This is a genomic window from Silvibacterium bohemicum, from assembly GCF_001006305.1.
GTDB lineage: Bacteria > Acidobacteriota > Terriglobia > Terriglobales > Acidobacteriaceae > Silvibacterium > Silvibacterium bohemicum.
In genome coordinates this window covers 494250-507925 of sequence record NZ_LBHJ01000004.1, presented here as the reverse complement: position 1 = coordinate 507925, position 13676 = coordinate 494250, and the positions used below count along the sequence as shown (strand labels likewise).

The 13676-nt window shown below is 58.6% G+C and carries 13 protein-coding genes; 6 read left to right on the top strand and 7 right to left on the bottom strand.

Annotation, left to right across the window (positions count from 1 at the left end; genetic code table 11):
* Positions 1-213: 213 nt before the first annotated feature.
* Positions 214-1191, top strand: a complete 978-nt coding sequence (locus XX99_RS12775; RefSeq protein WP_050059769.1) for a GNAT family N-acetyltransferase — start codon at positions 214-216, stop codon at positions 1189-1191.
* Positions 1192-1206: 15 nt separating this feature from the next.
* Here XX99_RS12775 and XX99_RS12770 read toward each other — a convergent pair whose 3' ends face one another.
* From XX99_RS12770 to XX99_RS12755, 4 genes are all read right to left on the bottom strand, one after another.
* Entirely contained in the window at positions 1207-1386 is a 180-nt protein-coding gene (locus tag XX99_RS12770; RefSeq protein ID WP_050059768.1) for a hypothetical protein, read from the bottom strand.
* Positions 1386-1790 (bottom strand): DUF6677 family protein, encoded by a 405-nt coding sequence (locus XX99_RS12765; protein WP_050059767.1) that lies wholly within the window; start codon positions 1788-1790, stop codon positions 1386-1388. Before XX99_RS12765 ends, XX99_RS12770 begins: the two co-directional genes overlap by 1 nt.
* Positions 1791-1846: 56 nt before the next feature.
* Positions 1847-3028, bottom strand: a complete 1182-nt coding sequence (locus tag XX99_RS12760) for a M24 family metallopeptidase (RefSeq protein ID WP_050059766.1) — start codon at positions 3026-3028, stop codon at positions 1847-1849.
* A gap of 134 nt (positions 3029-3162) precedes the next feature.
* Positions 3163-3780, bottom strand: coding sequence for a DsbA family protein (locus XX99_RS12755; protein WP_050059765.1), 618 nt, complete (start codon positions 3778-3780; stop codon positions 3163-3165).
* 97 nt (positions 3781-3877) lie between these two features.
* Here XX99_RS12755 and XX99_RS12750 point away from each other — a divergent pair, with 97 nt between their 5' ends.
* From XX99_RS12750 to XX99_RS12735, 4 genes are all read left to right on the top strand, one after another.
* Complete coding sequence (locus tag XX99_RS12750; protein ID WP_050059764.1) at positions 3878-4282, top strand: vitamin K epoxide reductase family protein; 405 nt, start codon at positions 3878-3880, stop codon at positions 4280-4282.
* A 340-nt stretch (positions 4283-4622) separates the two neighbouring features.
* Positions 4623-5879: a cupin domain-containing protein gene (locus XX99_RS12745; RefSeq protein ID WP_050059763.1), complete on the top strand. Its 1257-nt coding sequence runs from the start codon at positions 4623-4625 to the stop codon at positions 5877-5879.
* A gap of 281 nt (positions 5880-6160) precedes the next feature.
* Positions 6161-6733 carry a carboxymuconolactone decarboxylase family protein gene (locus tag XX99_RS12740; protein ID WP_050059762.1) on the top strand — a complete coding sequence of 191 codons (573 nt, stop codon included), beginning with the start codon at positions 6161-6163 and terminating at the stop codon, positions 6731-6733.
* A gap of 24 nt (positions 6734-6757) precedes the next feature.
* Positions 6758-7297 (top strand): carboxymuconolactone decarboxylase family protein, encoded by a 540-nt coding sequence (locus XX99_RS12735; RefSeq protein ID WP_050059761.1) that lies wholly within the window; start codon positions 6758-6760, stop codon positions 7295-7297.
* A gap of 57 nt (positions 7298-7354) precedes the next feature.
* On the opposite strand, the gene XX99_RS12730 is transcribed toward XX99_RS12735, so the two are convergent.
* Genes XX99_RS12730 through XX99_RS12720 form a run of 3 tightly spaced genes read right to left on the bottom strand, consistent with a single transcriptional unit; the run spans position 7355 to position 11648 of the window.
* Complete coding sequence (locus XX99_RS12730) at positions 7355-9856, bottom strand: heterodisulfide reductase-related iron-sulfur binding cluster (RefSeq protein ID WP_050059760.1); 2502 nt, start codon at positions 9854-9856, stop codon at positions 7355-7357.
* A gap of 35 nt (positions 9857-9891) precedes the next feature.
* Complete coding sequence (locus XX99_RS12725; RefSeq protein WP_050059759.1) at positions 9892-10842, bottom strand: electron transfer flavoprotein subunit alpha/FixB family protein; 951 nt, start codon at positions 10840-10842, stop codon at positions 9892-9894.
* Positions 10839-11648, bottom strand: a complete 810-nt coding sequence (locus XX99_RS12720) for an electron transfer flavoprotein subunit beta/FixA family protein (protein ID WP_231581322.1) — start codon at positions 11646-11648, stop codon at positions 10839-10841. The genes XX99_RS12725 and XX99_RS12720 overlap by 4 nt, the downstream gene beginning before the upstream one ends.
* 91 nt (positions 11649-11739) lie before the next feature.
* Here XX99_RS12720 and XX99_RS12715 point away from each other — a divergent pair, with 91 nt between their 5' ends.
* Positions 11740-13674: an alpha-amylase family glycosyl hydrolase gene (locus XX99_RS12715; protein WP_050059757.1), complete on the top strand. Its 1935-nt coding sequence runs from the start codon at positions 11740-11742 to the stop codon at positions 13672-13674.
* The last annotated feature ends 2 nt before the right edge of the window (positions 13675-13676 follow it).

Below are 13676 nucleotides of genomic sequence, written 5' to 3'. Positions count from 1 at the left end.
AAGTGAAATCAGTAATTTGCACCTTCAGGATGGCATAGCTCGTCTATCTCAACAGGTGACGAAGATGGATTTCGGGCGGAGGCGGCATAGAACGCTCCGTTCCGTTGCTGGATTTGGCGGATGCAGCCTTTCATTCTCAGCACCTCATTGATGCCGGAGGCAAGGATCGCGTTAACGGCAAACGTCCCTTTGCCTTAACATCGAAATACTGCAATGACTCCCGCGCTCCAACTCGAAATTCTCGATTTGCGGCACTTCTCCGCTGCCAGCCTACGCTCCCTGCTGGAAGCTGAAGCGCGGGTATGGAGCGAACGGCTGGAGTGGGATTATCGGGCGTCAGCGAATCTGTTGCTGCAGTATCTCGATTCCCGCGTGCTGCCGGGGTATGTTGCTATCGAGGGCGGACGGATCTCCGGATACGTCTTTTGTGTTTACGAAGATCACAAGGCAGTAATCGGAGATGTCTTTGCGGTGCCCCCGCATAACTCCGATGCCACCGCTACCGAAGTTGAGAACCGGCTGCTGGAAAACCTGATCGAGCTGCTGCAGAATTCGCCCGGTGTGGACCGCATCGAGTCGCAGCTGTTGCTTCATCCCCATGGATTGCACATCGGTGTTTTTCGTTCTGCAGGATTCGAGACTTCCAAGCGTCTCTTTCTGCGTCTGTCCGTCCGGGACAAAACAGGTCCGCGCATCGTGCGCAAGCTGCCCGACGACCTTGTCATGCGGCCTTGGAAAGACGAGGACTTCAACCCAGCGGCCCATCTGATATCCACAGCCTACGAAGGCCATCTGGACAGCCATATCAACGACCAATACAGGAGCGTGGCTGGTTCGCTCCGCTTTCTGCATAACATTGTGCGTTTTCCCGGTTGCGGCTTCTTCGACCCCGCAGCTTCGCGGGTTCTGGTGCGGCCGGGCAGTCATGAGTTGGCCGGAGTACTGCTCTGCTCGCGGGTCCGCGAAGATGTAGCGCACATTACCCAGCTCTGCGTTGCCCGGCCTTACCAGGGCCGCGGTTGCGGCCGCATTCTGATCGATGCGTGTGTGGACGACATCCGTCGCCGGGAGTTTCGGGCGCTGACTTTGACCGTCACCGAGGGGAATGAAGGCGCGGTTTCTCTGTACCGCCATGCCGGCTTCGTGGAGATGCACAGCTTCGATGCGGTTCTGTGGGAACGAAAGAAATAGTGATTGAGTGTCCGGCTAGCGCCGGATAAGCCACATCGCCCAACTGGCGGCAATCACCACTCCGACAAACATCACCCAGCAGTAAAGGCCATAGCGAACCATCGCCTTTGGAGTGGACCGCTGCGTAATCCCGAAGACTACCGAGGCGAAGGTGGCGAAAAGAAGAACGGCGGTGAAGTGTGTGGGAGCGAACATCAGATTTTCCTGCCGATCCGCAGGTTATGCGCGTCTACGGCGGAGATAAAGTTCAGCAAGCCTGCCACCACGATGAACTTGGTGCCGTAGTCTGCGGTGGCAATCTGTACCGCGCCGTGACCAAGGTCGAGAAAGCGTCCCAGCGCATAAAACAGGCCGTTGCCCAGATCGCCGGCAAAGCCGAGCATATCCAGAACGTCACCGGTGTTGGGCAGATAGAGCTTGCCCTGCATCGCGATGCCCAGCCAGAACATCGTCGCGATAGACACGAAGAGCAGCAGGCCGCGGAGCCAGCGGCCAGTCAAAACATGGCCTGCTCCGGGAACCAGCCAGCCTACGATCAGCGCGGAATATTGAAAGCCCTGCGTCTGGGTCTTCGCGGGCACTTGAACCTTGGAGGCCATCTCTTTCTTGAATATACAGGATGCGGCGGCTTTCACGCCTCCGGCGAGAGTCGACTCTAGATTCTCACCAGCTCCTGTTGAATGCGGCCGGTGGCCGAGGCCCTTTCCGCGGTGGTGATCATGTTCAGCTCGCTGCGTATGCCGAAGGTATCGAGATAAACGCCTGGCTCCACGGAAAAGCAGGTGTTAGGCAGGATGAGGCGCTCGTCGTGGGTTTCCAGGTTGTCGAGGTGAGCGCCGCTGCCGTGGATATCGTTGCCGATATTGTGGCCGGTGCGATGGGTGAAATACTGGCCGAAGCCGGCCTCCTGGATGACTGCGCGTGCGGCATCGTCGGCCTGCCATCCAGCGATGGGCTCCCTGGCGTAAAATGCATCCTTGACGGCTTTGACGGCCGCATCGCGGGCGCCTTTGACAACTTCGAAAACTCTCTTCTCGCGCTCGGATGGCTCGCGGCCGACCACGCCCGTCCAGGTGATGTCGTAGAAGCAGGTGCCGGGACGATTCTTGCGCCCCCAGATATCGATGAGCACGAAGTCGCCGTCGTGGATCTCCTTTGACCCTTCGGCGGTCGGCTCGTAATGAGAGTCGGAGCTGTTTGCGTTGACGGAAACATTGGGGCCGTTTTCCCAAACCAGGTCGGAGCGGCGCATCGCCTCCGAAAGCCATTGCACGATGTCGTACTCCGTGACTCGCTGAGGATTGCCATTTGCAGGACGAACCCGCCGCCCGATCTCGCGAAAGCCTTCGGCGAGGATCTGGTCGATGGCTGCCTGAGCCTCGTAGTGACTGGCAATTTGCTCTGGAGTCAAAATCGCTTCGAAGCGGCTGACCAGGTCGGCCGAGCTCACAATATTTTTTCCGAATTCGCGCAGGACCTCGACGGTGCCTGCGTCGACCATCGAGACGTACATGATGGCATTGCGCGGCGAGTACTGCATGGCTAGCGTGGTGTAGGGCTGAAGCATGGCGTCGAGGCCGGTCTCGAGCTCCTGCCACGAGGAATACACACCCTTCGATCCAGGCAGGGAATCCAGTCGTCCGGATTCGATGCGGTGCACCAGCTTACGCGGCTCTCCTTCTGCGGGAATCACATAGTACCAGCGACGGGTGACGTGCGCATTCGCGGGCAGGCCGAGGATGCGGTAAGAAATGGGATCCCGATGGTGGTGATCGTAGAAGAGCCAGGCATCTATGGCCTGTTCGCGAAGAGCGGCTTGGATAGCGTCGATCTGCATGAGAATCTCCCGTGAAGCCCAAGTCTAACCGAGCCCCGTTACGGAAGGTCTTCTTGTGAGGCGAATTTCAAGCGGGTGCATTGCCTGGAGAGGAATGCACCCATCCGCCGCCGGAGCGGCGGCTTCCTGGTCTCTTACTTCTTGCCGTGGCCGGTTTGGGCCACAGCTTGATCGAGCGCGGTGTAGAGCTTGTTGAAATCTGTAACCTCGGTATAAGGCGCAGCTCCGCCGCTGCGGTCGGTCACGATCCAGACGGTCGGGGTCTGATGCACGCCAAGACGCACTCCCAGCGCATAGTCGGCCTTCACTTCCGCCTCCAGCTTGCCCTGGGGATCGAGGACGAAGGGCAATGCCACTCCGTGCTGCTGCGCGAACTTATCCGTAAACGAGCGGAGATCGTCCTTAGTCTCGATGCTGGACTGGCTGGCGAAGACTGCATCCCGGTAATCGTTGCCAAGCTTCTTGGGCTGGGTGTCGAACCAGCGGGCGTTGACGGCGGCCTGGAAGCTCCACACGTGCATCTGCAGCGGGAAGTCATGGCGTATCCACGGTACGTGGTACTTGGCAGACGCATCCTTGAGGACGGGGTTCTGCCGCGCACACATGGGGCACTCCAGATCGGCAAATTCGAACAGCGAAACATGAGAGCCCGGGGACGGCTTCAGGGGAGACATATCCTGCTGGGCGTGGCTCAATTGGCTGCTCAGCGCGAGAACAGCACCGGTAAGGAGAATGGCAACATTGCGTAGCATACGGTGATTTAATCTTATCTCTTTGGTGGGTTGTCTCGCGAGCCAGCCCGCGACGTCAAAAGAATATCGACGAAGCACGAAGGAGAAGGTCAACCTGATGCGATTTTTGGTGTTTTTTCTCGCCTTGGCCGGAGTAATTGTTTCCAGTCTCGCGCTGCATGTTCACTACTCGTATGATGTGCAGCCCTGCGATATCAATGCGCACTGGGATTGCGGGATCGTGAATCATAGCCGCTACGCGGAGATCAAGCATATCCCGGTCGCCGCGATCGGCATCGCCGGATATGTTGCCCTGGGAATATTGGCTCTAGCAAGGCGTCGCGGGGTGGTGCTTCTGGGCGCGCTCGCAGGTCTGGGATTCGCGCTCTACCTGAGCAATATTGAGGCTCACAAGCTCGAGGTCTGGTGCCTCTACTGCGTCATCTCGCAAGGAATTATCGCCCTCATTACGCTTTGTTCGCTGGCTTGGATGTTTATGGGCGGTTCTCGAACTACGGTCTGAGGAAGGGGCGCCGTTCGCTTGCAAAAATGCGGCGATAAGGAAAGCACAAAGGCTCGGAGGTATCTGCCAATATCCGCGGCTCGACTCCGGTGTGCTCCTCCCGGCCAGAAATTCTTTGCGCCCCCGAAGATTTAGCCAGTAGCTTTGAACGAACCCAGCCCCGTCTGTTGATGTAGCGGAAGTTAATGCCCTCTTCCCGCCTTACGGGATAGAAAGGCAGCAATAGCCGCCGATATATTCTCTACGTTCGGCGGCCGCTGGGAGACCGCGCTCCGAGTATGGAAGGCCCCCGAACAACAGCAATGTACACAAAGATGAAGGCGCAATCGGAGGAAGCAGCATGGCAGAGCAAGACAGCAAGGACGGGTTGAGCAGACGGACATTTCTGGGAAGGAGCTCAGCGGTGTTGGCCGCAGCAGCTTCTTTGCCGGTGGTGGCGGCGGCGCAGCAGACGATGGATAAAAGCAAAGACACCCATACCGGTGTCAATGAGCAGCAGCCGGGGCCTAAGAATTCCGTCCTGGACAGCGCCGAGCCCGACTCCGTTTGGCCGCCGACTACCGATGCGGGGGGGCAGCCGCCGTTCAAGTACCCGTTCAGCTATGCCCATAAGCGAGTCGAAGCGGGCGGTTGGACACGCCAGGTGACGGTGCGCGACATGCCTATATCGAAGAAGATGGCCGGCGTGGAGATGCGGCTGGTGAGCGGCGGCATCCGCGAACTGCACTGGCACGTAGGCGCCGAGTGGGCGTTTATGACCGCCGGAAGCGCCCGCATCACGGCCGTTGACGCGAAAGGCCGAGGTTTCGTCGAGGATGTCCACGAAGGTGATTTATGGATCTTCCCCGGCGGCGTTCCACACTCGATTCAGGGGTTGGGCCCTGACGGATGCCAGTTCCTGCTGGTCTTCAACGACGGCAATTTCAACGAATTTGAAACCTTTCTACTGACTGACTGGCTGCACCATACTCCGAAGGAAGTGCTTGCCAAGAATTTCGACACTCCCGAATCGACGTTCGCGAATGTTCCGTCCCGGGAGCTCTTCATCTTCCAGCGCGACCTGCCGCGGCCGCTCGAGGAGGAGAAGAAAGAGGTCTATGCCGCGACCGGCCCGGTTCCCGACAGCTTTGCTTTCTTTACCGACAAGATGAAGCCGACCAAGGTGACCGCGGGCGGAAGCGTGAAGATCATCGATCAATCTAACTTTCCCGCTACCAACATCGCGGCGGCCATCGTGACGCTCAAGCCGGGCGGCTTGCGCGAGCTGCACTGGCACCCGAATGACGACGAATGGCAGTATTACGTGAAGGGGACCGCGCGTATGACGGTCTTCGCCGCGGGCGGTCATGCACGCACGATGGATTTCCATCCCGGCGATGTGGGCTACATCGAGCAATCGAAGCCGCACTTCATCGAAAACATCGGCGACACCGATCTGGTCTTCCTCGAGGTTTTCCCCACACCGGATTATCAGGACATCTCGCTCGGCGAATGGCTGGCTCATACCCCGTCGCGTCTGGTCGATGAGCATCTGGGAACAGGCGAAGACTTCCTTCGCAAGATCAGCAAAAAGGAAGTGGTCATCACACCCGAATAGCTTTTGGGAGTGCGAGTGCGTTTGTTGTACGTTTTCCTTATTACGACGTATGTTCTTTTTGGACGAAGCCGCCAGATTTTCTGGCGGCTTTTTCCATTGCGGAATAGATCTCAATCCAGTTTGCGGTTCGGGGCGGCGGTCTCAACCTTACGGTGGATGCCCGCCCCCACGGCTCTCGCGTAGGATGCTCTTCTGATTTCGCCTTCGATGGAACTTATCAATAACCGAAAACCGGGCGGGTTGTCGGCCAGGTCCTCACACTCCTGAAAGGAAACAAGTCTATGCCACATATTGCATTGCCAGAGGGGCTGCCCGGAATCCGTGGAGCCATGGCTTTTCGCCCGGAAACAGCAAAGCCGCTCAACGAGCTCGTAGAGATATTGCTCCTTGGTCCGAGCACGCTCACGCCCGCCGAGCGCGAGTTGATCGCGACCTATGTCTCCTATCTGAACGATTGCCACTACTGCCAGAGCGCGCACGGCGCGATTGCGGCGGCTCATCTCAATGGGGATGAAGACCTGGTCAAGCAGGTGAAGGCCGACTTTCATTACGCCGCTATCTCAGAAAAACTGAAGACACTCCTGGTGATCGCGGGCAAGGTGCAGCGCGGCGGCAAAAACGTGACTGCGGAAGATATCGCAGACGCACGCAGCGTAGGAGCAACCGACCGGGAGATTCACGATACCGTGCTGATTGCAGCGGCATTCTGCATGTACAACCGCTATGTCGACGGCCTGGGGACAACACAGCCGCAGGACGAAGCACTCTATCGCGAGCGCGGCAAGCAGGTGGCCCGCGACGGGTATATCAGCGTGAGCAAAACGTATCTGCCCACGGAAGCGTTGGCGCGCTAGAACAAACTACCTTGAGGAGAAATCATGGCACACATCGCGCTTCCTGAAGGACTGCCGGGCATTACCGGAGGCTTCGCGTTTCGTCCGGAGACAGCAAAACCGATGCGGGAGTTGGCTGACATCCTGCTTCACCAGCCGGGCAGTCTGAGTGGGGGCGAGCGCGAGCTGATCGCGACCTATGTCTCCTCAAAGAACGATTGCTATTTTTGCCAGACCAGTCACGGCGCGGCTGCAGCCGCTCATCTGGGTGGAGACGCCGTGGTCAAACAAGTGACTGCGGATTTTCAGCGTGCGCCGATTACTCCGAAGCTGAAGGCTCTGCTGGCGATTGCCGGCAAGGTGCAGATCGACGGAAAGCAAGTGACACCGGCAGACATTGCCGAGGCGCGCAGCCAGGGAGCAACCGATCTTGAGATTCACGATACGGTCCTGATTGCAGCGGCGTTCTGCATGTACAACCGCTATGTCGACGGGTTGGGCACCTGGCAACCAACAGATCAGACGATGTACGCCGAGATGGGTAAGCAACTTGCGCAGCGCGGGTACTCGGCGCCCCCTCGTTAGTTGTCTGCGATTCGAATGGAGCGCGGCGGCCATCAGGCCTTGATCTGGGCCTGAGATTTAGGCCTGCGGATTTTTTGACTTAGGCTGCCACTTCTTTCGCTCGGGCGGCTGAGTCGATGGTTCCGGTTCCGCCTTCGCTCCTTCATCCGCTTTGTTTTCGAGCGAAGCTGCATCGGCGATAGGTGTTGTGGGACCGTTCTCTGGGCTGGTTGCAGAAGCTTTGGGTGTCCACTTCTTCCGTGCTAGTAATGGAGGCGGTGCTGAAGCAGTGCTCGGCGTGAGAGCTCCTGCTGGAGGCGCTTGGGCTTCAGTTTTTGCTGCTGGCTCTACTTGAGTTGGCGCAGTCGTGCGTGCGTTCGGCTGCCATTTTTTGCGCTGTACTGTTTCTGCCGGCAGCGGAATTTCATTTGCTGCAATTGGATTGGCCGCTGATTGCTCTGCGACTACGGGCTCTTCTTGAAGGATCGCCGGTGCGGTTTCAACATCTATGTTCGCGGATGACGGTGCAGCTTCAATGAGCGCGACAGAAGCAATGCCGGCTTTCTTCTGCACGCCTTCCAGCAGCAATTCTGCGATGTCTTTTACTACGATCTCATCCGCATCGCCCTTGCCGGGCGTGCTGTTCAACATGCTCTTGCAGAACGGGCATCCGACGGCGAGCGTCTTCTGCTGACCGGCGTCGGCCAACCGCTGCTTGACCTCGCGAAAACGATTTTCGGAAATTCTCTCGGAGCCCGCTTCTTCTTCCTTCCAAAACTGTGCGCCACCAGCGCCGCAGCAGAAGGAGTTCTCGCGATTGCGATCAAGCTCTCTCACGTCATTGCTCAAGACATGAAGCAGATTTCGCGGCGCTTCGTAGACGCCATTGTGGCGGCCCAGGTAGCAGGGATCGTGGTACGTAATGCTGGCGTCCAGCGGATCGGAAGCTAACTTACCATTCGCGACGAGAGACGCCAAATATTCACTGTGGTGCATGACCGGGTAATCGCCGCCGATCTGCGAGTATTCTTTGCCGATCGCATTCATGCAGTGCGGGCAGCTGGCTACGATGAGTTTGGGCCTCGCTGCATTGAGCGTTGCCACATTCTGGTCGGCAAGCTCGCGATAGAGATGCTCGTTGCCGGCGCGGCGTGCGCTGTCGCCGGTGCAGCATTCTTTCTTGCCTAACACTGCGTAGTTCACCTTCGCGTGGTTCAGCAGTTGCACGAAGGCTCGCGCCGTCTTCTGTGCCTGCGGATCATAGCTTGCCGCGCAACCGACCCAGTAGAGCAGGTCGGGCGCAGGATTCTCCTCCGTTGTCTTGACGTCGAGCCCTTCAGCCCATTGCATCCGCCGATCGTGATTGATGCCCCAGGGATTTTTCGCGCGCTCCATGCCGCGAAAGGCGCTCTGCAGCTGCATAGGAAACTCGCCTTCCATCATCACCTGGTTGCGGCGGATGTCGATGATGTCCAGCATCTGCTCGTCTTGCACCGGACAGACTTCCATGCAGGCGCCACAGGTGGTGCAGGCCCAGGCAGCTTCTGGAGTGAGTGCGAACTGGAGTAGTGGCTGCGGGCTTTCTGCGCCGGACGATTGTTTCGATAGCCGGTTCAGCTCCATGCGCTTGTTGATTTCAAGCGCAGCCGGGCTCAGCGATTTGCCGGTGGCCGTGGCCGGGCACACATCCTGGCAGCGATTGCATTGAATACACGCATAGGCATCGAGCAGTCGAGGCCATGCGAGATCCTCCAAACGCTTTGCACCGATCTGCTGGTCTTCTACTTCAAGGTTGATCTCTACGAGAGGCAGCACGCCGCTCGGCTGCCGGCGGGCCAGCAGATAATTTGCCGGGGCCATGAAGATATGAACGTGTTTCGTGTAGGGAAAATACGCGAGGAAGACAAGAACGCTGCCCAGTGCGCCCCAGTATCCGAAGACTCGCCAGGCTTCGGCATTCTGCGCGTCGAAGAGATGCGAGAGCGCCGTGGCGAATGGCTGCCACCGGTCTGGACCGTCCGCAGCGATGCGTGCTCCCGCTCCGATGGCGCGGCTGCCAACGTGAAACAGGATGAACGCCGAGACGATGATCGAATCCCGCGTGATGTAGCCGTGCTGGATGTCTGGATGGAGGAGCGTTTTTTCGTTGAAACGGAAATCGTGCCGTGCGGGGATCAGGAAGCGGCGAACAACGAGAGCGATCACGCCGATGAGCACGAGCAGGCTCAGGATATCGGCGACGAAGTTATAGATTGCTCCCGGCGTCGTTGCTGATGAGATGGCGAATGGTACAAAGCCTTCGATCGCATCGGCGAGATTCACCAGCAGATAGAAGACGAATCCGTAAAAGATGAATGAATGAAAGAAGCTGACCGCTGTCCTTTTGCGGAAGGTGCGGGACTGACTTAGGCTGGTGACGATTGCATACCAGAGGCGAGCAGGGAAGCGGTCGGTGCGGCTTTCCGCGTCGCCGCGCCCTCTGCGAATATGCAGGTAGAGCCGGTAGAAACCGCGTGCTCCGATAACCAGCGTGATCGCTGCAAAGAGGAGGAACGCGTATCTCTGTCTGAGAGGAAGCATGAACCTGCGTTTCTAAATCGATCTAAGCTGAAGCACTACTTGCGCAGGCCGTCGATCAGGGCCGGCACAATCTGCTGCACATCGCCTACGATGCCGTAGTCCGCCACTTTGAAGATGGGAGCGTCGCCATCCTTATTGATTGCGACAATGATCTTGCTCTTGCTCATGCCGGAGAGATGCTGCACCGCGCCGGAAATACCAATGGCGATGTACGCCTTGGGCTGCACTGTCTTGCCGGTCTGACCTACCTGCTCGGAGTATGGCCGCCATCCGGCGTCGACAATCGCGCGAGTTGCGCCCACCGCGGCGCCAAGTTGATCGGCCAGTCCCTCAACCAGTTTCGTAAATCCGTCGGCGCTTCCTACGCCCCGGCCGCCGGCGACGACGATATCCGCTTCACTCAGAGAAATACGCGCGGTCTTCTCCAGCGATCTTCCGATTACTTTTACGCGCCGCTCCGGCAGGTTCAAGTCCACATCGAATTGCTCGGCATGGTTGCTGCCCGGAGCCGCCGCAGCAAAGGATCCCGGCTTCACCGTCGCGACGATGGTCTTGGCCGGCGTCTCGATCTTCTCCGTGACGCGCGCAAGATAGGTGTAGTGCTGGGCGGAGACTGCATCCTTCGCGAAGCGAAGGGAAGTGACATCCTCGAGCAGCGCAGCGTCGAGCCTGACGGCAACCCTGGGGCTATATTCGCGGCCGCTGCGGCTGCCTCCGATGAGGACGGTGTGAGCCTCTCCTTCGGATGCTATCTGCGCGACTGCGGCAGACCACAACTCCGCGTCGTATTGGGCAAACTGGGCTCGATCTGCAACCAGCACCTGATCCGCGACGAGCGCGGCTTCGGCGGCTGCTCCCACGACATCCTTGCCGAGAATGAGAATTGCGATCGGCCCTTCGCGGCCGAGTTCGCGTGCGCACGTCACTATCTCATAGGTGCTGCGGCTTAATTTTCCATTTGCATGTTCAGCGGCGATAAGGATCATGCAATCACCCGGGCTTCGTCACGCAGCAGGTGCAGAAGTTCCGTTGCCGCCGCTGCTGCGTCTTTGCCATCCAATATTTTGCGCAGCCGTTCTTTCACCTGGATCTCTTCCCCCGTGATCTTGACCATCGGTTGCACCTGGAATTGCTCGAGCGTTTCGCTGCGTAATTCTTTTTTCTTGGCCTTGAGGATGTTCGGCAGCGTGGGGTAGCGGGGATCGTTCAAACCTTGCTGCGTGGTAATCACAGCGGGCAAGGCAACAGAAAACTCCTCGCGGCCTTCGTCGACGTCGTGCTTTCCGGTGAGCGTGCTGTCCTGCAGGCTGAGAGCGCTGGTCCACGTCACCTGCGGCCAATTCAGCCGCTCCGCCGTGGCCGCGCCGAGCGCCTGGCTATCCCAGTCGGCCTGCTGTCCTCCGCAAAGGATGAGCTCCGCCTGCTCCTGCCGGGCAATCTCGGCCACGACCTTGCTGAGGGCGATAGGATCGAGTGCAATCTCCGTCTCGACATGAACGGCGCGGTCGGCTCCCATAGCCAGCGCGGTTCGCAGTGCCTCACGAAGCCGCGCGGGGCCTACGCCGACAGCGATCACCTCGGCGTCGATGCCACCTTCGCGCAGGCGGAGCGCTTCCTCCAGGCCGTACTCATCCATGGTGTCCATCACCAGCTTGCTGTTCGCCAGATCGACTGCGCCATCCCGCGTGCGCACGCTCTGCTCGGCGTCCAGGACCTGGCGAATCAGGGTCATCATCCGCATTTCCTTCACTCCGTTCAATCCACCGATGATGGTAGCCGTAACCTCTGCCACCGCACAACTTTGACAGGGATGCGCGGAGCGTGAGCAACAGTTATCCAGCGCTTTTCACGAAATTCATCAAGGGATCTCGGGAAACTGAGGTATGCTCCCGCGTACCGAGGTCCTTCCCATGATCGATCTGAGTGAAGTGGGTGCCTTTCCTGCCGTTACTGGAGCGAATCAGTTCAGCGTTCGCTTCGGCATCTATCTTCCCGGCATTCATTCGAGCGATCAATTCGAGGTGATTGCGCGGGTCATTCACAGCGAAGACCGCTTCGATCCCAGCATTCCTCCCGTGAATTTTTCTTTGGCATGGCAATCGGGCCATCCGCTCGATCTATGGACGGTAACCGTTCCTCTGACTCCAGTGGCGGGCACACACATCGGGTTGGCGGGAATGCATCTGTATCGGTATGAGCTTTGGTGGACGCCGGTCGGCGGAACTCGCCAGTTGGTGAGCCCGTGGATTACCGATCCATTCGCTCGCGATGCCGAAATCGGAAACATGGCGGCGTTCGATGTGGGACCGGCCCCGGCGCCTTTTGCTTGGGCGGACAACGCTTACAAAACACCTGAGCTGGATGACCTGATCGTCTACGAGCTGCAAGTCGAGGAGTTCAACGACACCTTCGACGGTGTGACCGACCGGCTGGTCTATCTTAAAAGTCTCGGCGTCAATTGCGTCGAGCTGATGCCGGTCACCAGCATGAAGCTCGATTTCGATTGGGGCTACGGCCCGCTTTATTATTTTGCGCCGAGCATGCGTTTCGGCGGTAGCGTTGCCTTGAAGCGGCTGATTAACGCCGCGCATGAGCAGGAAATGGCCGTGATCCTCGATGTTGTTTACGAACATGTGGACACGCTGTTTCCGTATTACTGCGTCTACAACGACCTGGCCAATACCACCGGCGCGCCGAAGGTGGCGAATCCGATGATGGATGGCTGGAACATCTATGGATTCGGTCCGAAGCCGGACTTCACCATCGCGTTCACGCAAGATTACTTTCTCAATGCCAACCAGCAATGGATCGACGAATATCATGTCGACGGCTTCCGCTACGACGAGGTGACGGACCTCTACGTTCCGCCCATGGATGCGGGCTACCGGACGCTAGTGGAGCAAACTTATCTTCATTCACTCACCGTGCCGCGGTTTCAGGGAGGGGCTGGCGGCTACAGCCGCATCATTCAATGCGCGGAAGCTCTCGACAGCGCGCAGACCGTGCTGGCGCAGACTTACACCAACAGCGCGTGGCAGAACGGTCTGCTCTATCTTGCCGAGGCGATCGCATCCGGTACGCCACCGGCCGATAGCTACGCGCATCAGCTCGATCCGAGCTTTATGGGGTATCCCGCGACGACAGAGGCTGTGGATGCCGCAGGGAACGCGATCCAGATGCCCGTTGCACCCTTTCAATACCTGGAATCTCATGATCACAGCCAGTTAATTGTCTATGTTGGAACGGGCGGCGACGCGAACGATCCTACGCCGGAAGGCGACCGGAGCCTGTTTTTCAAATTGCAGCCCCATGCCATCGCGCTTTACACACTGCAGGGCATTCCCATGCTCTGGCAGGGGCAGGAGTTTGCGGACAACTACAACCTTCCGGACAGCGGCCTCTCCAGGGTTCATCTCCAGCGGGATATGCACTGGGAGTACTTCTACGACTCGTACGGCTCTCCGCTGGTGAGCCTTTATCGTCGGCTTGGATCGTTGCGCCGCAGCGTGCGTGCCTTACGCAGTCGCTCGTCTTACTACTACTGGCAACAGTCTCTGCAAGGAACAGAAGTCATCATCTACTCGCGCCATGCGGCGGCGAGTGGCACGGATGCAGAATCGTGGGCGCTGGTGCTGCTCAACTTTGGCGGTACTGCAAGCACGGGCGCCGCGCCATTTCCGGTGGCCGGGACGTGGCGTGAGATGGTGGACGATTCCTTCCGTGCAACTCCATACGAAGTTGCGCCAGTCACAGATGGAGGTTCCGTCAGCGTGACGGTGCCGTCGAACTACGGACAGGTCTGGGTCAAAGTCGCCTAGAT

What these genes read in the sequence shown, in the direction of transcription:
- XX99_RS12740 (WP_050059762.1), top strand. Translation starts at nt 6,161, where the DNA reads ATGCCACATATTGCATTGCCAGAGGGGCTGCCCGGAATCCGTGGAGCC.
- XX99_RS12730 (WP_050059760.1), bottom strand. Translation starts at nt 9,856, where the DNA reads ATGCTTCCTCTCAGACAGAGATACGCGTTCCTCCTCTTTGCAGCGATC.
- XX99_RS12745 (WP_050059763.1), top strand. Translation starts at nt 4,623, where the DNA reads ATGGCAGAGCAAGACAGCAAGGACGGGTTGAGCAGACGGACATTTCTG.
- XX99_RS12775 (WP_050059769.1), top strand. Translation starts at nt 214, where the DNA reads ATGACTCCCGCGCTCCAACTCGAAATTCTCGATTTGCGGCACTTCTCC.
- XX99_RS12735 (WP_050059761.1), top strand. Translation starts at nt 6,758, where the DNA reads ATGGCACACATCGCGCTTCCTGAAGGACTGCCGGGCATTACCGGAGGC.
- XX99_RS12770 (WP_050059768.1), bottom strand. Translation starts at nt 1,386, where the DNA reads ATGTTCGCTCCCACACACTTCACCGCCGTTCTTCTTTTCGCCACCTTC.
- XX99_RS12750 (WP_050059764.1), top strand. Translation starts at nt 3,878, where the DNA reads ATGCGATTTTTGGTGTTTTTTCTCGCCTTGGCCGGAGTAATTGTTTCC.
- XX99_RS12725 (WP_050059759.1), bottom strand. Translation starts at nt 10,842, where the DNA reads ATGATCCTTATCGCCGCTGAACATGCAAATGGAAAATTAAGCCGCAGC.
- XX99_RS12760 (WP_050059766.1), bottom strand. Translation starts at nt 3,028, where the DNA reads ATGCAGATCGACGCTATCCAAGCCGCTCTTCGCGAACAGGCCATAGAT.
- XX99_RS12765 (WP_050059767.1), bottom strand. Translation starts at nt 1,790, where the DNA reads ATGGCCTCCAAGGTTCAAGTGCCCGCGAAGACCCAGACGCAGGGCTTT.
- XX99_RS12715 (WP_050059757.1), top strand. Translation starts at nt 11,740, where the DNA reads ATGCTCCCGCGTACCGAGGTCCTTCCCATGATCGATCTGAGTGAAGTG.
- XX99_RS12755 (WP_050059765.1), bottom strand. Translation starts at nt 3,780, where the DNA reads ATGCTACGCAATGTTGCCATTCTCCTTACCGGTGCTGTTCTCGCGCTG.